Source organism: Pseudomonas sp. TWR3-1-1 (assembly GCF_049896545.1).
In the GTDB taxonomy this organism is placed as follows: Bacteria; Pseudomonadota; Gammaproteobacteria; order Pseudomonadales; family Pseudomonadaceae; genus Aquipseudomonas; species Aquipseudomonas weihenstephanensis.
In genome coordinates this window covers 269,844-289,942 of the sequence record NZ_JAFCUO010000004.1, presented here as the reverse complement: position 1 = coordinate 289,942, position 20,099 = coordinate 269,844, and the positions used below count along the sequence as shown (strand labels likewise).

Sequence of the window (20,099 nt, the reverse complement as noted above, 5' to 3'; positions counted from 1 at the left end):
ACGGCAATCCTTGAACTGAAAAACTTTAGGGCTGGTTGGCGGGTTGCGCAGTGTGCCGCGTGTCCACCTGACCATCCAGCAGTGTCATGAAGGCATGTGCGGCATTCGACAAAGTTCGTTCTGTATGAACGATATAGCCTAGCTGGCGTGTCAGTTGTATGCCCGGCAAGGTGATGGATGCCACTTGTTCATCGAGCATGGTGCGCGGCAATACGCTCCAGGCCAGGCCAATGGACACCATCATTTTGATGGTTTCAAGGTAGTTGGTGCTCATGGCGATATTGGGTGTCAGCCCTTGGGCTTCAAACAAACGCTGCACGATGTGGTGTGTAAACGTGTTGCCGCCGGGGAAAACTGCCGGGTGATGGGCGATGTCCGCCAGGCTGATCGGGCTTTTATGGGTCAGCGAGTGTTCGGGCGCGACGACGAAATCCAGCGGGTCATCCCACACCGGTACAGCGCGGATCAAGGAATGCGGCTCGGGCGCCAACGTGATGACTGCCAGTTCGGCTCGCCCGTGCAGGATTTCTTCGTAGGCCACTTCTGAATCGAGAAACTGAATATCCAGCGCGACCTTGGGGTAGGTGCGGGTAAATTCGCGCAGTAACGGCGGCAAACGATGCAGGCCAATATGGTGGCTGGTGGCCAGGGTCAGGCGACCGCTGACTTCTCCATTGAGGTTGTTGAGGGCGCGACGGGTGTCGTCCAGCACGTTGAGAATCTGATAAGCACGCGGCAGTAAGGCGCGGCCTGCCTCGGTCAAGCTCACCTCGCGGCCCAGGCGGTCAAACAGCCTGAGCTTGAGTTGTTGCTCAATGCTGGCGATGCGTTTGCTGATTGCAGGCTGGGTCAAAAACAGCCGTTCGGCGGCGCCCGAGAAGCTGCCGGTTTCAGCAATCGCAATAAAAGCATTGAGATTGGCGAGGTCCATGTTTCGAATTCCTTTTGGTTATCCAAACTATGAAAATTATGAATTTGAGTTATTAACTGTAACGCCCTAGCATCGACCTCACAAGCCAAGTGGTTATTGGCACAGAAAGTAGCTGATGAGGAACCGTGTGATGGCCGGCAAAACGCTCTACGACAAGCTCTGGGATTCGCATTTGGTCAAGCAGCGCGACGATGGTTCGGCGCTGATCTATATCGACCGTCACATCATCCATGAAGTGACTTCGCCGCAAGCCTTTGAAGGGCTGCGTCTGGCAGGGCGCAAGCCTTGGCGCATCGATGCCAACATCGCGACCCCGGATCACAACGTACCGACCACGCCAGAGCGCAAAGGCGGGATCGAAGCGATTGCTGACCAGGTTTCACGTTTGCAAGTGCAAACCCTTGATGACAACTGTGACGAATACGGCATCACCGAATTCAAGATGAATGACGTGCGTCAGGGCATCGTGCACGTTATCGGCCCCGAGCAAGGCGCCACATTGCCAGGCATGACCGTGGTCTGCGGCGACTCGCACACCTCGACTCACGGCGCGTTTGGTGCATTGGCCCACGGCATCGGGACCTCCGAAGTCGAACACGTGCTGGCCACCCAGTGCCTTGTTGCAAAAAAAATGAAGAACATGCAGGTGTTGGTAGAAGGCCAGTTGCCATTTGGCGTCACCGCCAAGGACATTGTCCTCGCGGTGATCGGCAAAATCGGCACGGCCGGTGGCAATGGTCATGCGATTGAGTTTGCGGGCAGCGCAATTCGCGACTTGTCGGTAGAAGGGCGCATGACCATCTGCAACATGTCCATCGAAGCAGGCGCGCGCGTCGGTCTGGTGGCTGCGGATCAGAAGACAGTTGACTACGTAAAGGGCCGTCCGTTTGCACCGCAAGGCGCCGAGTGGGCATTGGCGGTAGAAGCATGGAAAGACCTGGTCTCGGATGCAGATGCACGCTTTGACAGCGTCATCGAGTTGGATGCGACGCAGATCAAGCCACAAGTGAGCTGGGGCACGTCCCCGGAAATGGTCTTGGCGGTGGATCAGAACGTGCCGGACCCCGCGCAGGAAGCTGACTTGGTCAAGCGTGGCTCAATTGAGCGTGCCTTGAAGTACATGGGCTTGAGCGCCAATCAGGCGATCACCGACATCCAGTTGGACCGCGTGTTTATTGGCTCATGCACCAACTCGCGCATCGAAGATTTGCGTGCGGCCGCGGTGATTGCCAAAGGTCGTAAAGTGGCTTCGACCATCAAGCAGGCGATTGTGGTTCCGGGCTCCGGTTTGGTGAAGGCTCAGGCCGAGGCCGAAGGGCTGGACAAAATCTTCCTTGAAGCCGGTTTTGAATGGCGTGAGCCGGGTTGCTCGATGTGTTTGGCCATGAACCCGGACCGTCTGGAGTCGGGTGAGCATTGTGCATCCACTTCCAACCGCAACTTCGAAGGCCGTCAGGGCGCCGGGGGACGCACCCACTTGGTCAGCCCGGCGATGGCCGCCGCCGCCGCTGTCAACGGTCGTTTCATCGACGTCCGCGAATTGATTTAAGGAGCGCAGCATGAAAGCTTTTACCCAGCACACCGGTCTTGTTGCCCCTTTGGATCGAGCCAACGTTGACACCGACCAGATCATTCCCAAGCAGTTCTTGAAGTCCATCAAGCGCACCGGTTTTGGTCCTAACCTGTTCGACGAATGGCGTTATCTGGACGTGGGGCAGCCGTATCAGGACAACTCCAAGCGCCCACTGAACAAAGACTTCGTGCTCAACGACGAGCGTTATCAAGGGGCGAGCGTGTTGCTGGCCCGCGAAAACTTCGGGTGTGGCTCCAGCCGTGAGCACGCGCCGTGGGCGCTGGAAGAATATGGCTTTCGCAGCATCATCGCGCCGAGTTATGCCGACATCTTCTTCAATAACAGCTTTAAAAACGGCTTGTTGCCGATCATCTTGAGTGACGCCGAGGTCGACGAGCTGTTTGCGCAAGTTGAGGCGACGCCGGGTTATCAGCTCAATATCGACCTGCAAGCCCAAACTGTGACCCGCCCGGATGGCAAGGTCTTGAGCTTCGAGATTGATGCGTTTCGCAAACACTGCTTGCTCAATGGCCTGGATGACATCGGTTTGACCTTGCAGGACGATGACGCGATTGCGGCGTTCGAAAGCAAGCACCGAGCCAGTCAGCCGTGGTTGTTTCGTGACGCCTAACCTCTGCAGGTGCTGGCGCAGGCTGTGATGTTTTTAAACGTTCAACACATCGCAGTCCACGCCAGCCCTAACGATGAGCCCGTGACCTAAAGGACATCAGCATGACCAACGCCCAGCACAGTCAGGTTGTACAAAAACAGTTCGGTGAACAGGCGGCGGCCTATCTGAGCAGCGCCGTGCATGCGCAAGGGGCCGAGTTCGGGCTGCTGCAAGCTGAGTTGGCAGGCAAGTCCGGGGTGCGCGTGCTGGACCTGGGGTGTGGCGCGGGGCATGTCAGTTTTCACGTCGCGGCACTGGTGAAAGACGTCGTGGCCTACGACCTGTCGCAGCAAATGCTCGATGTGGTGCAGGCGGCGGCTTCAGAGCGTGGCCTTAACAACATCAGCGCCGTGTGTGGTGCTGCCGAACGCTTGCCCTTTGCCGACGGTGAATTCGATTACGTGTTCAGCCGCTATTCGGCGCATCACTGGAGTGATCTGGGCCAGGCCTTGCGCGAAGTGCGACGGGTGCTCAAACCGGGCGGGGTAGCGGCCTTTATTGACGTGATCTCGCCGGGTAGCCCGTTGTTCGACACCTACTTGCAGAGTGTCGAGGTGCTGCGCGACACCAGCCATGTGCGTGATTACTCGGCAGGCGAATGGCTGCGTCAGGCCAGCGAAGCCGGTTTACACACCCGCAGTACGCTGCGTCAGCGTTTGCGTTTAGAGTTCGGGTCCTGGATTGCACGTATGCGCACCCCGGTCGCCATGAGCGTGGCGATACGGGCGTTGCAGCAGTCGATGGGCAGTGAAGTGCGCGAATATTTTGAAATTGAAGCCGATGGGTCGTTCAGCACTGACGTGCTGGTGCTGTGGGCTGAGAAGTAACCCTACCTATTTCAAGGTGCGCCTGCGGGGGCACCAACAGACAAAAAAGAGGAACCCATGAGCAAGCAGATTCTGATTCTCCCAGGTGACGGTATTGGCCCAGAAATCATGGCTCAGGCGGTCAAGGTGCTGGAGGTAGCCAACGACAAGTTCCAGCTCGACTTTGAACTGACCCATGACCTGATCGGCGGCGCCGCTATCGACAAACATGGCGTGCCGCTGGCGGATGAAACTTTGGCGCGTGCGCGTGAGGCTGACGCCGTGTTGCTCGGCGCGGTGGGTGGGCCTAAATGGGACACCATCGAACGTGACATCCGTCCTGAACGCGGCTTGTTGAAGATCCGCGCTCAATTGGGCCTGTTCGGCAACCTGCGTCCGGCGATCCTTTATCCGCAGTTGGCTGATGCTTCCAGCCTCAAGCCCGAGATCGTTGCGGGTCTGGATATTCTGATCGTCCGTGAGTTGACCGGCGGCATCTACTTCGGCGCACCACGTGGCACCCGTGAGCTGGAAAACGGCGAGCGTCAGGCGTATGACACGCTGCCGTACAGCGAAAGCGAAATCCGCCGTATCGCCCGCGTCGGTTTTGACATGGCGCGTGTGCGCGGTAAAAAACTGTGTTCGGTCGACAAGGCCAACGTGCTGGCCTCCAGCCAGTTGTGGCGTGAAATCGTCGAACAGGTGGCCAAAGACTACCCGGACGTTGAACTGAGCCACATGTACGTTGACAATGCCGCGATGCAGTTGGTGCGCGCGCCCAAGCAATTTGACGTGATCGTGACCGACAACCTGTTCGGCGACATCCTGTCTGATGAAGCGTCTATGTTGACCGGTTCCATCGGCATGCTGCCATCGGCTTCGCTGGACGCCAACAACAAAGGCATGTACGAGCCGTGCCATGGCTCGGCGCCGGACATCGCGGGGCAGGGCATTGCCAACCCGCTGGCGACCATTTTGTCGGTCTCGATGATGCTGCGTTACAGCTTCAATCAGCACACGGCAGCAGACGCCATCGAGCAGGCGGTGAGCCGGGTTTTGGATCAGGGCTTGCGCACCGGTGACATCTGGTCGACGGGTTGCACCCGGGTCGGTACACAGGAAATGGGCGATGCAGTAGTCGCCGCGCTACAGAATCTGTAATCTCTCGGGCCCGTTACTTCCTGTTGGTGGAAGTAACGACCCCACTTTTTGTTAAAGGTGTAGTTGCGATGAAACGTGTAGGTCTGGTCGGTTGGCGCGGTATGGTCGGTTCCGTGCTCATGCAGCGGATGCTGGAAGAGCAGGATTTCGATCTTATTGAGCCGGTGTTTTTCACCACTTCCAATGTCGGTGGACAAGGTCCGTCCGTGGGCAAAGATATTGCCCCGCTGAAGGATGCTTACAACATTGAAGAGTTGAAAACCCTCGATGTGATCCTGACCTGCCAGGGCGGCGACTACACCACTGAGGTGTTCCCCAAGCTGCGTGAGGCAGGCTGGCAAGGTTACTGGATCGACGCAGCGTCGAGCCTGCGCATGCAGGATGACGCGGTGATTATTCTGGATCCGGTCAACCGCAAGGTGATCGATCAGCAGTTGGATGCGGGCACTAAAAACTACGTGGGCGGTAACTGCACCGTCAGCTTGATGCTGATGGGCCTGGGCGGCCTGTTTGAAGCCGGTCTGGTTGAATGGATGAGCGCCATGACCTACCAGGCAGCCTCCGGTGCCGGTGCGCAGAACATGCGTGAGCTGATCAAGCAAATGGGCGCAAACCACGCCGCAGTGGCAGATGAACTGGCTAACCCGGCCAGCGCCATTTTGGACATCGACCGCAAGGTTGCAGCCGCCATGCGCAGCGATGCGTACCCGACCGAGAACTTTGGTGTGCCACTGGCTGGCAGCTTGATCCCCTGGATCGACAAAGAGCTGCCAAATGGCCAGAGCCGTGAAGAGTGGAAAGCGCAAGCTGAAACCAACAAGATTTTGGGTCGTTTCAAAAACCCGATTCCTGTCGATGGCATTTGCGTGCGCATCGGCGCCATGCGCTGCCACAGCCAGGCGTTGACCATCAAGCTGAACAAAGATGTGCCGATTGCCGACATTGAAGGCTTGATCAGCCAGCACAACCCTTGGGTCAAGCTGGTGCCCAATCAGCGCGAAATCAGCATGCAGGAACTGAGCCCGACTAAAGTCACGGGCACCCTGAATGTACCGGTGGGGCGTTTGCGCAAGCTGAACATGGGCTCGCAATTCCTTGGTGCTTTCACGGTCGGTGACCAACTGCTGTGGGGCGCAGCTGAACCGTTGCGTCGCATGCTGCGGATCTTGCTGGAGCGTTAATTCGCGCTGCTCGCTGTCAAGCCCGCGTCTCGCAAGAGCCGCGGGCTTTTTAGTGGGCGTAAAGTTTATGTAACCATTGAGCGGCGTACCGTGCGTTGCCTACCGGGGTTGTGCCCGGTAAAGTGCCGCTCCCAATGTTTCGCCTGAGGTAGCTACATGAACCAGTCCTTTGATATCGCCGTCGTTGGCGCCACCGGCACTGTCGGCGAAACCCTTGTTCAAATTCTCGAAGAACGTGATTTTCCGATTACAGCATTGCATTTGCTGGCCAGTATCGAATCGGCCGGAAGCTCGGTGCCTTACCGCGGTAAAAACGTGCGAGTGCGTGAAGTCGACGCGTTTGATTTCAGTACCGTGCAGTTGGTGTTTTTTGCAGCCGGTCCCGCCGTGACGCTGAGTTATGCGGCCAAGGCCAGAGCCGCGGGTTGCACCATCATCGACTTGTCCGGTGCATTGCCCGCCGTGCAGGCGCCGCAGATCGTGCCCGAAGCCAACTCGCACGTTCTCAAGGGGTTGGCCAAGCCGGTGCAAGTCAGCAGCCCAAGTGCCTCGGCCACCGCATTGGCGGTGGTATTGGCGCCTTTGCGCGGCGTGCTCGATATTCAGCGGGTGAACGTGACGGCGTGCCTGGCTGTTTCGGCCCAAGGTCGCGAAGCGGTATCAGAACTGGCGCGTCAAACGGCAGAATTGCTCAACCTACGGCCGCTGGAGTCGACGTTTTTTGACCGTCAAATGGCCTTCAACTTGCTGGCTCAAGTCGGCAAGCCCGACGCTCAGGGCCATGTGCCGCTAGAAAAACGCCTGGTCAGTGAGTTGCGTGAAGTGCTCGGCCTGCCTGCCCTCAAAGTGGCGGTGACGTGCGTTCAAGCGCCGGTGTTTTTTGGCGACAGCTTTAGTGTCTCGGTGCAACTGGCCGGGCCGGTAGACCTGGATGCCGTTAATGCATTGCTTGAAGCGGCCGATAGTATCGAGTTGGTCGAGGCGGGCGACTATCCTACTGCGGTGGGTGATGCAGTGGGCCAGGATGTAGTGTATGTAGGTCGTGTTCGCCACGGCGTGGACGATACTTCTGAACTTAATCTGTGGTTAACGTCAGATAACGTACGTAAAGGCGCTGCATTGAACGCCGTGCAAGTGGCCGAGTTGTTGATAAAAGCCCCACTGTAAAAGATACTTGGCGTCAATTTGCAGAATGATTCTAGCCAGACGGCCAATCGTTGCAGTTCAGCTGCTGTCAGGGCTCGTAAAGCGTAATGGGGTGATTGTCGGGCGCCTGAGCAGTGCGGGCATCGTCTTAAGGCAGCAGCTACACAGATCTCGCAGGACGAGTTCTGTACCAATAAGGAAGAGGCTATGGTTCAAGTTCGCAAATTAGTGTTAGCAATAGCCGCCGCTTCGGCGCTGTCATCCGGTATGGCACAGGCGCTTGGGCTCGGGGAACTGACGCTGAAGTCGACTCAGAACCAGCCACTGCTTGCCGAAATAGAATTGCTGGATATCAAGGATTTAACAGCGGCAGAGGTGGTGCCAAGCCTGGCACCGCCTGAAGAGTTCACCAAGGCAGGCGTTCAGCGTCCCGCATTCCTCAATGACCTGCGCTTTACCTCCGTGATCAACCCTGAGGGCAAAAGCGTACTGCGCGTGACGTCCACCCAGCCGTTGTCCGAACCCTTCGTCAAGTTTCTGGTGCAAGTGATGTGGCCCAACGGCCGTTTGCTGCGCGACTACAGTGTCTTGCTTGATCCGGCCAAGTTCTCGCCACAGACCGCAGCTGCCGCTTCGGCGTCTGCAAAGCCCGCAGCGGCTGGCGCGTCAACGCAATACACCACCTCGGCGCGTGACACCTTATGGGAAATCGCTGCCAAGACGCGTAACGGCGGCTCCGTGCAGCAAACCATGCTGGCGATTCAAGCGCTCAACCCTGACGCCTTCATCAATGGCAACATCAACCGCTTGAAAACCGGCCAAGTGTTGCGTTTGCCCGATGCGGCGCAAAGTACTCAGTTGCCCCACGCCAAGGCAATGGCGCAGGTGGCCGCGCAGAATGCTGACTGGCGCAACGGTCGCCGTACTGCCCCGCAAGCGCAGCAAGTCGATGCGACGGGGCGTAAAGCAGCACCGCTCGCGCCAGCTAAGGCCGCTGCTGGCGATAACCTGAGCCTGGTCTCTGCGCAAGCGGCTAAAGCAGCGGGTAAAGGCGCTGCCGGCGACGCACAGAATCTGAGCGATAAACTGGCGACGACCCAAGAGGGTCTGGATGCCAGTCGTCGTGAAAATGCCGAGCTTAAAAGCCGCATGCAGGACTTGCAAAGCCAGCTGGACAAGCTGCAACGCCTGATCGAATTGAAAAACGACCAGTTGGCCAAGCTGCAAGCGGGCAATGCACCGGGCACTGAGGCCGTGGCGGCTGCGCCTGCGCAGCTGGTCGCTCAGGCGCCTGATTCGCCAGAAGCCGATATCGAACCGGCCACCGAAGGCACGCCAGCCACAGCCGTCCCCCCTGCACCGGTTGAGGAGGATGCAAGCACCGAGGAGCGCAGCATCCAGGACCTGCTGAGCAGCCCGCTGTTGCTGGGTTTGATTGGCGGTGGCGCGGTCTTGCTGTTGTTAATGCTCATGTTGCTGCTGGCGCGTCGCCGTAAAGCGCAGCAAGCGGCTGAAAAACATCTGCGCATGGCTCGTGCTCTTGAAGAAGAGTCAGAGTTTGCAGCGGACCTGGAAATGCCCGAAAGCAGCTTCGAAGGGCTTGAGGTTGCGCCACCCAGCGTCAAACTCGAACCTGCACCTGCACCTGCACCTGCACCTGCACCTGCGCCGGTCGTTGAGTCTGTGGCGCCGGTGGTTGCTGCTGCGGCCGTGGCTGCGGCAGCAGTCGCCGCCGCTGCGACCCAAGCCAAGCCGGACACCGATGTGTTGGTTGAAGCTGAGCATTTGATCACCCGCCGCCAATTCCAAGAAGCTGAAGAACTGCTCAAGTCCGCGCTTGAACAAGCGCCGCAACGCAGTGATTTACGCCTCAAGCTGATGCAGGTGCATGGCGAGCTGGGCGAGCGTGATGCGTTTATCGCGCAAGAGCGCCAATTGGTTGCCAATGGCAAGAACCACGCTGAAGTTGAGCAGCTCAAAAGCCGTTATCCGGCCATGGTCGCGGTAGCGGCTGGCGGTATTGCTTCGGCAGCCGTTGCCGCTGAACTTGAGGCGCAGTTTGTCAAAGACATGCTGGAGGATGAGCCGGTTAGCGAACCCAAGGTCGAGCCTGCGCCAGAAGCACCGTTGGCTGCTGATGAGTTCGAACATGATTTCGACTTGAGCCTGGATGATCTCGAAACAGCTTCGCCTGCGGACCTGGCACCGGAGTCGAGCCTGGAGGCCACACCCGTTGCGGTTGATGACGCGCTGAGTTTTGAAGCTGTGATGGCGCAGCAAGCCGAGGCTCAAGCGTCAAGCGAAGACCTGTCGGGCTTTGATTTGGACGTGTCGGCCGATGAGCAGGTCGCACCGACACTGGCCGACGATGACCTTTTGGGGCTGGAGGACGAACTTAAAGGCTTGTCTGACGTTGAATCGCCCTTGTTCGATGTCGAGGGTCTCGATGATCTGGAGATGCCTGCCGACTTTGACCTGTCGCTGGCCGATGAAGACGTTCCGGCTGCTCCCGACAGTTTTTCTGTCGAACTGGACGAAGTGAATGCCGAGCTGGAGCGCTTGTCACAAAGTCTTGAGCATCCACCGCTTGCCGACCCGCTGGTCAATAAAGCCAAATTCGAGGCAGATGATGCTGTAGAGCAAGGTGAAGAGCCTGAATTCGACTTCCTCTCCGGTGCCGATGAGGCCGCTACCAAGCTCGATCTGGCGCAAGCCTATGTCGATATGGGTGATGTAGACGGGGCACGGGATATTCTGAGCGAGGTATTGGAGGAAGGCACTGAAGTTCAACGCAATGAAGCCAAGGAAATACTGGCTAACCTTCGTTGAAATGAAAGCCCGCAACACATGACGGCAGCCTTGAGGGCTGCCGTTGTTGTTTGGGGGCAATGATCGCGGCACTCACAATCGTCGTTGGGCTGCATTTGTTTCATGGCGTCTTGGCGGGTGCGCCTTATAATGCCCGCCTTTGCGTTCATGAGCAGGCTGTAAGTCCTTGGCAAATTTAGATAACGCCGCCGCTGAAATGGCGGCTGAAGGTTTTTCCCGCATCGCGTTGGGGGTGGAGTACAAAGGCTCGCGTTACAGCGGCTGGCAGCGTCAGGCCAATGGTGTGCTGACGGTGCAGGAAACCCTGGAAAACGCACTGTCCAAAGTCGCCGCATCCCCCGTGTCATTGTTGTGCGCAGGCCGCACCGATGCAGGTGTACATGCGTGCGGGCAGGTGGTGCATTTTGATACTCAGGCTGAGCGCTCGCTGAAAGCCTGGGTCATGGGGGCCAATATCAATTTGCCCCATGACATCAGCGTGAGTTGGGCTCAGGTCATGCCTGCGCATTTTCATGCGCGGTTCAAGGCGGTTGCCCGGCGTTATCGCTATGTCATCTACAACGATCAAATACGCCCGGCGCACTTGAACCAGGAAGTGACCTGGAATCATCGTCCGCTGGATGTCGAGCGTATGGCGCAGGCTGCTCAATATTTGCTGGGCGTGCATGACTTCAGCGCCTTCCGGGCGGGTCAATGCCAGGCCAAATCACCAATCAAGCACATGCATCACCTGCGAGTGACCCGGCACGGGCAGATGATTGTGCTGGATATTCGTGCCAGTGCTTTTTTGCATCACATGGTGCGCAACATCGCCGGGGTGCTGATGACCATTGGCTGTGGTGAGCGCCCGGTCGAGTGGATAAAGGAGGTGCTGGAAAGTCGTGAGCGTCGTTCAGGCGGTGTGACGGCGCATCCTTACGGCCTGTATCTGGTCCAGGTTGAATACCACGATGAGTTCGCACTGCCTCAACGTTACATTGGTCCGCATTTCCTGACCGGTTTTAGCGAACTGGACGGCTGACGCCTGCAAAACCATTTGTTACCATCCGGCACTTTCGCGCACAAAGCCCTGGGGGTGAACTCGATATGTCAGTCGTTCGAAGCAAGATCTGCGGTATTACCCGCATAGACGATGCGCTGGCAGCCGTTGCCGCCGGGGCTGACGCGATAGGTTTTGTGTTTTATGCCAAAAGCCCGCGTGCTGTCAGTGTCACGCAGGCACGGGCGATCATTGCGGCCTTGCCGCCGTTCGTGACGACCGTCGGCTTGTTCGTCAATGCGAGCGCGTGCGAACTGAACGAAACCCTGGATGCAGTACCGCTGGATTTACTGCAATTTCACGGTGACGAAACCCCTGAGCAATGCGAGGGCTTCCATCGGCCTTACATCAAGGCGCTGCGGGTGAAAGCGGGTGATGACATCGCGCAGGCGTGCCGGGTTTATCAAAGTGCCAGCGGTATTTTGCTGGATGCATACGTCGAAGGTGTGCCGGGGGGAACCGGTGAGGTCTTTGACTGGTCTTTGATACCTCAAGGGCTGAGCAAACCGATTATTCTGGCGGGCGGCCTGATGCCAGGCAATGTGGCTCAAGCCATTGCCCAGGTGCGCCCGTATGCCGTGGATGTCAGCGGCGGCGTAGAAATCAGTAAAGGCATCAAGGATCACGACAAGATTCGTGCCTTCATGCAGGCTGTTCGCGCAACAGCCTGATGCGCGATGTGACGGCTGGCTGTCTGCCACCGTCCATCATTACCGCTGCTGTAAAGCAGACGGGCCCGGTGGTTCGACGGGCAGAAATTAAAGTGGCAGCCGCTCTGTAGTGTGTTGTCGGGAAGGCTGAGGGTTGCAAGGTCGATGCTGGTTTGCCGAGTGCTGACCGCAGGGGTTTGCAACCATCGCCACACACCTAATGAATTAGCTCAAGGGCATACACGGGGCCTGAACCCAGCGTTCGGGTCGCCGGTACTGGAGAAAAAAAGCATGAGCAACTGGTTGGTAGACAAGCTGATTCCTTCGATCATGCGTTCCGAGGTCAAAAAGAGTTCGGTACCTGAAGGCCTGTGGCACAAATGCCCGTCCTGCGATGCAGTGCTTTATCGCCCAGAGCTGGAAAAAACCCTGGACGTTTGCCCTAAATGCAATCACCACATGCGCATTGGCGCACGTGCGCGCATTGATATCTTCCTGGATGCCGAAGGCCGTACTGAGCTGGGTGCTGACCTGGAGCCGGTTGACCGCCTGAAATTCCGCGACAGCAAAAAGTACAAGGACCGCCTGGTCGGCGCGCAGAAGCAAACGGGCGAGAAAGACGCACTGATTTCCATGAGCGGCACGCTGTTGGGCATGCCGGTTGTGGTCTCGGCGTTCGAGTTTTCGTTTATGGGCGGCTCGATGGGCGCCATTGTGGGCGAGCGTTTTGTCCGTGCGGCCAACTACGCACTGGAAAACCGTTGCCCGATGATTTGCTTCGCCGCCTCCGGCGGTGCGCGCATGCAAGAAGCGTTGATCTCCCTGATGCAAATGGCCAAGACCTCGGCGGTATTGGCGCGTCTGCGCGAAGAAGGCATTCCGTTTATCTCGGTGCTCACTGACCCGGTTTACGGTGGTGTTTCGGCCAGTCTGGCGATGTTGGGCGATGTGATTGTTGCCGAGCCTAAAGCGCTGATCGGTTTTGCCGGTCCGCGTGTGATTGAGCAAACCGTGCGTGAAAAGTTGCCAGAAGGCTTCCAGCGCAGCGAGTTCCTGCTGGAGCACGGCGCAATCGACCTGATCGTTTCGCGTCAAGAACTGCGCCCACGCCTGGGCAACTTGCTCGCACAAATGATGGGCCTGCCAACGCCTGTGTTCGTGGCACCGCCTGTTGAAACCATCGTTGTACCTCCGGCTCCAGCTAATCTATGACCCAGCGCACCCTTGGCGAGTGGCTCGCCTATCTTGAACAGTTGCATCCATCGGCCATCGACATGGGCCTGGAGCGCTCGCGAGAGGTAGCGAACCGCATGGGGCTACTCAAGCCTGCGCCTCGGGTGGTAACGGTGACCGGCACCAACGGCAAAGGCTCGACCTGTGCGTTTGTGGCCTCATTGCTCCGGGCGCAAGGGCTTAACGTCGGGGTTTACAGTTCCCCACACCTGTTGCGCTACAACGAGCGCGTGCAAATCTGCGGCGTTGAAGCGTCAGATGAGCTGCTGTGCGAGGCCTTTGCGGCCGTTGAGGCAGGCCGTGGCGAGATTTCCCTGACCTACTTTGAGGTGGGCACCCTGGCCGCTTTGTGGCTGTTTGAGCGTGCCGCGCTTGATGCCGTGGTGCTGGAAGTCGGGCTAGGCGGGCGACTGGATACCGTCAATCTGGTGGATGCTGATCTGGCGCTGGTCACCAGTATTGGTGTCGACCATGTCGAATACCTGGGTAACACCCGCGAATCCGTGGCGTTTGAAAAGGCCGGCATATTTCGGCCGGGCAAGCCCGCGCTGTGTGGTGACCCCAATCCCCCGCACACATTACTGGACAAAGCCAATGAGTTGGGTTGCCCGCTGTTTGTGCGCGGTCGTGACTTCGACCTGGCCACAACCGATCAGGTCTGGCATTGGCGCGGTATGAACGGGCAGGGCGGGGTTGTCGAGTTGCGTGATCTGCCGCTTCTGGATTTGCCGATGGAAAACGCAGCGCTGGCCGTGCAAGCCTACGCGCTGATGGATTTGCCCTGGCAGCCGGAGCGTATTGTTCAGGCACTCAAAGCCACGCGTGTGACCGGGCGGCTTGATCGTCGCCAGTTTAATTGGCACGGTAAAACCTTGAATGTGCTGTTGGATGTGGGTCACAACCCCCATGCAGCGCACTATTTGGTGCAACGTCTGGCTCAGCGTCCCATCGCCGGCAAGCGCTTCGCGGTGTTTGGTTTGCTGGCCGACAAGGACCTGGATGGCGTAGTGTCGCAATTCACCGCGCCGATCGAGCATTGGGCGGTTGCACCGCTTGATACAAGTCGCACGCGGCCAGTGACGCACGTTCAGGCCGCGTTACAGCGTCACGGTGCATCCGTAACCGCCCATGACAGCGTCATTGCTGCGTTGCAAGCTCAATGCGAACGGGCATCCCCGGCCGATGAAATTCTGTTGTTCGGTTCTTTCTATTGTGTCGCCGAAGCCCTTGAGTGGCTGGAGCGGCATGCGACGCAGGAGGCAGCACATGGCTTTGCTGGATAAGGCATACAAGCAACGCATGGTGGGCGCGCTGGTGCTGGTGGCATTGGCGGTGATCTTTTTGCCGATGCTGTTTTCGCGTCAGGACGAGCAGCGCCAGATTCAGGTCGATGCGCCAACCGCGCCTCAAGTGCCGGTGCTGCCTCAGGTTCAGGTCGAACCGGTCGCTGTGCCACAGCCGCAAGTGATTGCCCAAGAGCCGATGCCTGTCGAGGAGGTGGTTGCAACCCAGCCAGCTCCGGCGCCTGCCCCGGTGGCTGCGGCAGTCGCAAAACCGCCGGCCCCGGCGCCAAAAGCGCCTGCGGTCACGCCGGCCCAGACGGTGGCTCAGGCCCCCGCCAAGCTGGACACCACGCAAAAACGCATCGATGCCAATGGCTTGCCTATCAGTTGGTCGGTGCAATTGGTCAGCCTGTCCAATCGGGCGAGCGCTGATAACCTGCAAAAAACCCTTCGCAATCAAGGTTATAACGCTTACGTTCGCACGTCAGGTGGAATGAACCGGGTGTTTGTGGGGCCGCTGCTTGAGCGTGCAGAAGCCGATCGCTTGCGTGATTTGCTGGGTAAACAGCAAAACCTCAAAGGTTTTGTGGTTCGCTTCCAGCCGGAACGTGGCTAAGCGTGAAAAAAGGTTTCATCGGATCGCGAATGCACCGCTAAATCGCCTTACCTGAGCGGCGGCGCTCTGCTAAAATGCGCCGCCTTATCTGTCCGTAGGCTGCACTGTGCCATTTACTTGGGTTGACTGGGCAATCGTTGCAACGATTGCCATTTCCGCACTGATCAGTTTGAAGCGCGGCTTCGTTAAAGAGGCGTTGTCGCTGTGCACCTGGATCATTGCCGGGGTCGTCGCCTGGATGTTCGGTGGTTCGCTGTCGGAATATCTCAGCGGATACATCGAAACACCTTCCGCCCGCGTCATCGTCGGGTGCACCATCATGTTTGTCGCCACCTTGCTGGTCGGCGCAATGATCAATTTTCTTATCGGCGAACTGATTCGCGTCACCGGGTTGTCCGGGACCGACCGGTTCCTTGGCATGGCCTTCGGCGCAGCGCGTGGCGCGTTGCTGGTGGTCGTGGCAGTCGGGTTGTTAAGCCTGGGGCCGGTACAGCAGGACTCGTGGTGGCAAGAGTCACGGCTCTTGCCACAATTTCTATTGGTTGCCGACTGGTCAAAAAATCTCATTTTGGGATTGAGCAGTCAGTGGCTCGCCAGCGGTATCAGCGTACCCGCTGATATTCCGTTCAAGGAGCATCTCTTGCCGGCTATCCAGCCCAAGTGAGTGATGTTCAGTTCAGATCCATAAAGTAGGGGTTGCGTCGCATGTGTGGCATCGTCGGTATCGTCGGTAAGTCGAACGTCAATCAGGCGCTGTATGACGCGCTAACCGTCCTCCAGCACCGCGGCCAGGATGCTGCCGGTATTGTAACCAGCCATAACGGCCGGTTATTTCTGCGCAAGGACAACGGGCTGGTACGTGACGTGTTTCATCAGCGTCACATGCAGCGTCTGGTCGGCAACGTGGGCATTGGTCACGTGCGCTATCCAACCGCAGGCAGCTCGACTTCAGCTGAAGCTCAACCGTTTTATGTCAACTCGCCTTACGGCATCACCCTGGCGCATAACGGTAACCTGACCAACGTTGAGCAACTGGCCAAGGAGATCTACGAATCTGACTTGCGCCACGTCAACACCAACTCCGATTCGGAAGTGCTGCTCAACGTGTTTGCACACGAACTGGCCCAGCGCGGCAAGTTGCAGCCCACCGAAGAAGACGTCTTCGCGGCAGTCACCGACGTGCACAATCGCTGCCGCGGTGGCTATGCCGTGGTTGCGATGATCACCGGTTATGGCATCGTCGGTTTCCGTGACCCTAACGGCATCCGTCCTATCGTGTTCGGTCAGCGTCACACCGACGAAGGCGTCGAGTACATGATCGCCTCCGAAAGCGTGTCCCTGGACGTGCTCGGCTTTACCCTGATCCGCGACCTCGCGCCGGGCGAAGCGGTGTACATCACCGAAGATGGCAAATTGCATACCCGTCAGTGCGCGGCTAACCCGCAACTTACGCCGTGTATCTTTGAACACGTGTACCTGGCGCGCCCGGACTCCATCATCGACGGCGTGTCGGTGTACAAGGCCCGCCTGCGCATGGGTGAGAAGCTGGCCGAGAAAATCCTGCGTGAACGCCCAGAGCACGACATCGACGTGGTCATCCCGATTCCAGACACCAGCCGTACCGCTGCACTGGAGCTGGCGAACCATTTGGGCGTCAAGTTCCGCGAAGGCTTTGTCAAAAACCGTTACATCGGCCGTACCTTCATCATGCCGGGCCAGGCTGCACGCAAAAAATCCGTGCGCCAGAAACTCAACGCCATCGAGCTGGAATTTCGTGGCAAGAACGTGATGCTGGTCGACGATTCGATCGTGCGTGGCACCACCTGCAAGCAGATCATCCAGATGGCGCGCGAAGCGGGTGCCAAGAACGTTTACTTCTGCTCGGCGGCGCCGGCGGTGCGTTACCCCAACGTGTACGGCATTGACATGCCAAGCGCCCACGAGTTGATTGCACACAATCGCAGCACCCAGGACGTTGCCGACCTGATCGGCGCAGACTGGCTGATTTATCAAGACTTGCCAGACCTGATCGACGCGGTCGGCGGCGGCAAAATCAAGATCGAGAAGTTCGATTGTGCGGTGTTTGACGGCAAGTACGTGACCGGCGACATCGATGACAACTACCTGGAGCGTATCGAGCGTGCACGCAACGATGCCTCCAAGGTGATAGCGCAAGGCGTGGGCGCCACCATCGGCATCTACAACAACTAAGGCTTCACCGAACCGGCCCTGATGGGCCGGTTTGCATTTGTGCGATACGCAGTCGTCAATACACAGCAGTCATTACAGCAAGGAGTGGTCAGTATGAGTCAGGATTGGGATGCCGGTCGGCTGGATAGCGACCTTGAGGGCGTAGCGTTCGACACCTTGGCGGTGCGTGCGGGTCAGCACCGCACACCTGAGGGCGAACACGGTGACGCCATGTTCCTGACCTCCAGCTACGTGTTCCGTACGGCTGCTGATGCGGCTGCACGGTTCTCGGGCGAGGCAGCAGGCAACGTTTACTCGCGTTACACCAACCCGACGGTGCGCGCCTTTGAAGAGCGCCTTGCTGCACTCGAAGGTGGCGAGCAAGCAGTGGCCACGGCCACGGGCATGGCCGCTATTTTGTCGGTAGTGATGAGCCTGTGCAGCGCCGGTGACCACATTCTGGTCTCGCGCAGCGTCTTTGGTTCGACCATCAGTCTGTTCGAAAAGTATTTCAAGCGCTTTGGTGTGCAGGTCGACTATGTGCCGCTGGCCGAATTGTCGGGCTGGGACGCGGCCATCAAACCCAATACCAAATTGCTGTTCGTAGAATCGCCTTCCAACCCGCTGGCCGAGCTGGTCGACATTGCGGCCCTGGCCGAAGTGGCCCATGCCAAAGGCGCGATGCTGGTAGTAGATAACTGTTTCTGCACGCCGGCACTGCAACAGCCGCTCAAGCTGGGCGCCGACATCGTGGTGCATTCAGCGACCAAATTCATCGACGGCCAAGGTCGTTGCATGGGCGGTGTGGTGGCAGGGCGCAGCGAGCAGATGAAAGAAGTAGTGGGTTTTTTACGCACGGCCGGGCCGACCTTGAGCCCCTTCAATGCGTGGATTTTCCTCAAGGGTCTGGAAACCCTAAACTTGCGTATGCGTGCTCATTGCGCCAGCGCGTTGGCCCTGGCCGAATGGCTTGAGCAGCAAGACGGCATCGAAAAAGTGCATTACGCGGGCCTCAAGAGTCACCCGCAACACGCACTGGCTCAGCGTCAGCAGCGTGGTTTTGGTGCCGTGGTCAGTTTTGAGGTCAAAGGTGGCAAAGAGGGCGCCTGGCGCTTTATCGACGCCACACGCCTGATTTCGATCACCGCCAACCTGGGCGACAGCAAAACCACCATTACCCACCCGGCCACCACCTCCCATGGTCGCCTGGCGCCGCAGGAGCGTGAAGCAGCGGGTATTCGTGACAGCTTGATTCGCATTGCAGTTGGCCTGGAAGACGTCGCCGACCTGCAAGCCGATCTGGCGCGAGGTCTAGCCGCACTGTGACCGACATGATTCTAGAAGCGCACGCGGCCGGTAACGGGCGTGTAGCGCTGGTGACCGGCGCGGCGCGCGGTATTGGTCTGGGCATTGCCGCGTGGCTGGTGAGTGAAGGCTGGCAAGTGGTGCTGACTGACATTGACCGTGTGCGCGGCTCCAAAGTGGCCAAGGTGCTGGGCGAAAATGCCTGGTTTGTGGCGATGGATGTGGCGCTTGAGTCGGACGTTATCCAGTGCGTGGCTCAAGTGCTTGGGCAGTTTGGCCGTCTGGATGCGCTGGTGAGCAATGCTGCCATTGCCGATCCCCACAACATGACCCTCGAAAGTCTTGACCTTGAGCACTGGAACCGGGTGTTGGCGGTCAACCTGACCGGGCCGATGCTGTTGGCCAAGCATTGTGCGCCTTACTTGCGTGCGCACTGCGGCGCCATCGTCAACCTGGCTTCAACCCGCGCCCGCCAATCCGAGCCTGATACCGAGGCTTACGTGGCGAGTAAAGGCGGGCTGCTGGCGTTGACGCACGCATTGGCCATCAGCCTTGGGCCGGAGATCCGGGTCAATGCGGTCAGCCCCGGCTGGATTGATGCTCGCGACCCCTCGGTGCGTCGTGCGCAGCCGCTCACCGACGCCGACCACACCCAACATCCGACAGGGCGTGTCGGCACTGTCGAAGATGTGGCGTCGATGGTGGCGTGGTTGTTGTCGCGCAATGCCGGTTTTGTGACGGGGCAGGAATTTGTGGTTGACGGCGGCATGAGCAAGAAAATGGTCTACGAAGCGTAGGGCGTAGCTGTCGTGGGTAATAGTCGAGGTTTATCGGTTTTAGCTTTTTTTAAAAAAAGTTCAATCTTGTCCTTGACTTAGCTTCGATAGATGCGTAAATTTCGCGGCCTCAACGAAGCAAAGGGTGATTAGCTCAGCTGGGAGAGCATCTGCCTTACAAGCAGAGGGTCGGCGGTTCGATCCCGTCATCACCCACCACTTCTTGAGTTTCCCGCAAGGGAAAGGTCGTTCTGAAAAGAACCACCAACCGACGCGCAGCGGTAGTTCAGTCGGTTAGAATACCGGCCTGTCACGCCGGGGGTCGCGGGTTCGAGTCCCGTCCGCTGCGCCATATTTGTACAAATCAGGCTTGCCTGGTTTGCGATTGAAAAGCACCGAAGCTTTCAGTCAACGGTTTCAAAGTTTCAAACGGACGCAAGTCCGAGCGATACGCAGCGGTAGTTCAGTCGGTTAGAATACCGGCCTGTCACGCCGGGGGTCGCGGGTTCGAGTCCCGTCCGCTGCGCCATATTTGCTGCAGAGCCCTTGAACTCTCTGTAGCTACAAAGAAAGCGACCTCAGGGTCGCTTTTTTTGTGCCTGCGATTTGACCCTGCCTCCCGCTCGGCTTTGGTCCACTCGCCAACCTCTGTTGTCGTCTGCATTCAGCGACACGTGCAGCCAGGTTGTTCAAGAAAAGCGTTCCGATGT

General features: G+C 58.3%; 17 protein-coding genes and 3 tRNA genes. 19 read left to right on the top strand and 1 reads right to left on the bottom strand.

The window, feature by feature from the left end:
• Positions 1–25 precede the first annotated feature (25 nt).
• Positions 26–931 (bottom strand): LysR family transcriptional regulator, encoded by a 906-nt coding sequence (locus ACP7A4_RS12080; protein ID WP_426247031.1) that lies wholly within the window; start codon positions 929–931, stop codon positions 26–28.
• Positions 932–1,061: 130 nt separating this feature from the next.
• Here ACP7A4_RS12080 and leuC point away from each other — a divergent pair, with 130 nt between their 5' ends.
• The 19 genes from leuC (at position 1,062) to ACP7A4_RS11985 (ending at position 19,918) form a co-directional block, all read left to right on the top strand.
• Positions 1,062–2,480: a 3-isopropylmalate dehydratase large subunit gene (gene leuC / locus ACP7A4_RS12075; protein WP_048399452.1), complete on the top strand. Its 1,419-nt coding sequence runs from the start codon at positions 1,062–1,064 to the stop codon at positions 2,478–2,480.
• Between the two features lie 10 nt (positions 2,481–2,490).
• Positions 2,491–3,135 (top strand): 3-isopropylmalate dehydratase small subunit, encoded by a 645-nt coding sequence (gene leuD, locus ACP7A4_RS12070; protein ID WP_426247029.1) that lies wholly within the window; start codon positions 2,491–2,493, stop codon positions 3,133–3,135.
• A 101-nt stretch (positions 3,136–3,236) separates the two neighbouring features.
• Entirely contained in the window at positions 3,237–4,001 is a 765-nt protein-coding gene (locus tag ACP7A4_RS12065) for a class I SAM-dependent methyltransferase (protein WP_426247027.1), read from the top strand.
• A 57-nt stretch (positions 4,002–4,058) separates the two neighbouring features.
• Positions 4,059–5,141 carry a 3-isopropylmalate dehydrogenase gene (gene leuB / locus ACP7A4_RS12060; RefSeq protein ID WP_203303532.1) on the top strand — a complete coding sequence of 361 codons (1,083 nt, stop codon included), beginning with the start codon at positions 4,059–4,061 and terminating at the stop codon, positions 5,139–5,141.
• 68 nt (positions 5,142–5,209) lie between these two features.
• Complete coding sequence (gene asd / locus ACP7A4_RS12055) at positions 5,210–6,322, top strand: aspartate-semialdehyde dehydrogenase (RefSeq protein WP_426247024.1); 1,113 nt, start codon at positions 5,210–5,212, stop codon at positions 6,320–6,322.
• A 156-nt stretch (positions 6,323–6,478) separates the two neighbouring features.
• Positions 6,479–7,489, top strand: coding sequence for an aspartate-semialdehyde dehydrogenase (locus ACP7A4_RS12050; protein ID WP_426247022.1), 1,011 nt, complete (start codon positions 6,479–6,481; stop codon positions 7,487–7,489).
• Positions 7,490–7,675: 186 nt separating this feature from the next.
• Complete coding sequence (locus ACP7A4_RS12045; RefSeq protein ID WP_426247020.1) at positions 7,676–10,297, top strand: FimV/HubP family polar landmark protein; 2,622 nt, start codon at positions 7,676–7,678, stop codon at positions 10,295–10,297.
• A 196-nt stretch (positions 10,298–10,493) separates the two neighbouring features.
• A complete protein-coding gene (truA, locus tag ACP7A4_RS12040) occupies positions 10,494–11,318 on the top strand; it encodes a tRNA pseudouridine(38-40) synthase TruA (protein WP_059761641.1) in 825 nt (274 codons plus the stop codon).
• Positions 11,319–11,383: 65 nt separating this feature from the next.
• The gene (locus tag ACP7A4_RS12035) at positions 11,384–12,007 is read left to right on the top strand and encodes a phosphoribosylanthranilate isomerase (RefSeq protein WP_059761635.1); all 624 of its coding nucleotides are present in this window, start codon (positions 11,384–11,386) and stop codon (positions 12,005–12,007) included.
• 270 nt (positions 12,008–12,277) lie between these two features.
• Positions 12,278–13,198: an acetyl-CoA carboxylase, carboxyltransferase subunit beta gene (accD, locus tag ACP7A4_RS12030; RefSeq protein ID WP_203303536.1), complete on the top strand. Its 921-nt coding sequence runs from the start codon at positions 12,278–12,280 to the stop codon at positions 13,196–13,198.
• The gene (folC, locus tag ACP7A4_RS12025; RefSeq protein WP_203303537.1) at positions 13,195–14,502 is read left to right on the top strand and encodes a bifunctional tetrahydrofolate synthase/dihydrofolate synthase; all 1,308 of its coding nucleotides are present in this window, start codon (positions 13,195–13,197) and stop codon (positions 14,500–14,502) included. Before accD ends, folC begins: the two co-directional genes overlap by 4 nt.
• On the top strand, positions 14,486–15,118 hold the full coding sequence (locus tag ACP7A4_RS12020; protein WP_426247017.1) for an SPOR domain-containing protein: 633 nt from the start codon (positions 14,486–14,488) through the stop codon (positions 15,116–15,118). Before folC ends, ACP7A4_RS12020 begins: the two co-directional genes overlap by 17 nt.
• 106 nt (positions 15,119–15,224) lie before the next feature.
• Positions 15,225–15,782 carry a CvpA family protein gene (locus tag ACP7A4_RS12015; RefSeq protein ID WP_048365424.1) on the top strand — a complete coding sequence of 186 codons (558 nt, stop codon included), beginning with the start codon at positions 15,225–15,227 and terminating at the stop codon, positions 15,780–15,782.
• 41 nt (positions 15,783–15,823) lie between these two features.
• Positions 15,824–17,329: an amidophosphoribosyltransferase gene (gene purF, locus ACP7A4_RS12010; RefSeq protein ID WP_048365425.1), complete on the top strand. Its 1,506-nt coding sequence runs from the start codon at positions 15,824–15,826 to the stop codon at positions 17,327–17,329.
• 93 nt (positions 17,330–17,422) lie between these two features.
• The gene (locus tag ACP7A4_RS12005) at positions 17,423–18,634 is read left to right on the top strand and encodes an O-succinylhomoserine sulfhydrylase (RefSeq protein ID WP_203303539.1); all 1,212 of its coding nucleotides are present in this window, start codon (positions 17,423–17,425) and stop codon (positions 18,632–18,634) included.
• 5 nt (positions 18,635–18,639) lie between these two features.
• A complete protein-coding gene (locus tag ACP7A4_RS12000) occupies positions 18,640–19,410 on the top strand; it encodes an SDR family oxidoreductase (protein WP_177332341.1) in 771 nt (256 codons plus the stop codon).
• Between the two features lie 122 nt (positions 19,411–19,532).
• Positions 19,533–19,608 (top strand) — tRNA-Val (locus ACP7A4_RS11995).
• 56 nt (positions 19,609–19,664) lie between these two features.
• Positions 19,665–19,741, top strand: a tRNA-Asp gene (locus tag ACP7A4_RS11990).
• Positions 19,742–19,841: 100 nt separating this feature from the next.
• A tRNA-Asp gene (locus ACP7A4_RS11985) sits at positions 19,842–19,918 on the top strand.
• Positions 19,919–20,099: the final 181 nt, after the last annotated feature.

Coding starts and splice junctions, on each gene's coding strand:
- truA (WP_059761641.1), top strand. CDS start 10,494: ATGGCGGCTGAAGGTTTTTCCCGCATCGCGTTGGGGGTGGAGTACAAA.
- leuC (WP_048399452.1), top strand. CDS start 1,062: ATGGCCGGCAAAACGCTCTACGACAAGCTCTGGGATTCGCATTTGGTC.
- asd (WP_426247024.1), top strand. CDS start 5,210: ATGAAACGTGTAGGTCTGGTCGGTTGGCGCGGTATGGTCGGTTCCGTG.
- ACP7A4_RS12005 (WP_203303539.1), top strand. CDS start 17,423: ATGAGTCAGGATTGGGATGCCGGTCGGCTGGATAGCGACCTTGAGGGC.
- ACP7A4_RS12050 (WP_426247022.1), top strand. CDS start 6,479: ATGAACCAGTCCTTTGATATCGCCGTCGTTGGCGCCACCGGCACTGTC.
- accD (WP_203303536.1), top strand. CDS start 12,278: ATGAGCAACTGGTTGGTAGACAAGCTGATTCCTTCGATCATGCGTTCC.
- ACP7A4_RS12000 (WP_177332341.1), top strand. CDS start 18,640: ATGATTCTAGAAGCGCACGCGGCCGGTAACGGGCGTGTAGCGCTGGTG.
- purF (WP_048365425.1), top strand. CDS start 15,824: ATGTGTGGCATCGTCGGTATCGTCGGTAAGTCGAACGTCAATCAGGCG.
- leuD (WP_426247029.1), top strand. CDS start 2,491: ATGAAAGCTTTTACCCAGCACACCGGTCTTGTTGCCCCTTTGGATCGA.
- folC (WP_203303537.1), top strand. CDS start 13,195: ATGACCCAGCGCACCCTTGGCGAGTGGCTCGCCTATCTTGAACAGTTG.
- ACP7A4_RS12035 (WP_059761635.1), top strand. CDS start 11,384: ATGTCAGTCGTTCGAAGCAAGATCTGCGGTATTACCCGCATAGACGAT.
- ACP7A4_RS12080 (WP_426247031.1), bottom strand. CDS start 931: ATGGACCTCGCCAATCTCAATGCTTTTATTGCGATTGCTGAAACCGGC.
- ACP7A4_RS12020 (WP_426247017.1), top strand. CDS start 14,486: ATGGCTTTGCTGGATAAGGCATACAAGCAACGCATGGTGGGCGCGCTG.
- leuB (WP_203303532.1), top strand. CDS start 4,059: ATGAGCAAGCAGATTCTGATTCTCCCAGGTGACGGTATTGGCCCAGAA.
- ACP7A4_RS12045 (WP_426247020.1), top strand. CDS start 7,676: ATGGTTCAAGTTCGCAAATTAGTGTTAGCAATAGCCGCCGCTTCGGCG.
- ACP7A4_RS12065 (WP_426247027.1), top strand. CDS start 3,237: ATGACCAACGCCCAGCACAGTCAGGTTGTACAAAAACAGTTCGGTGAA.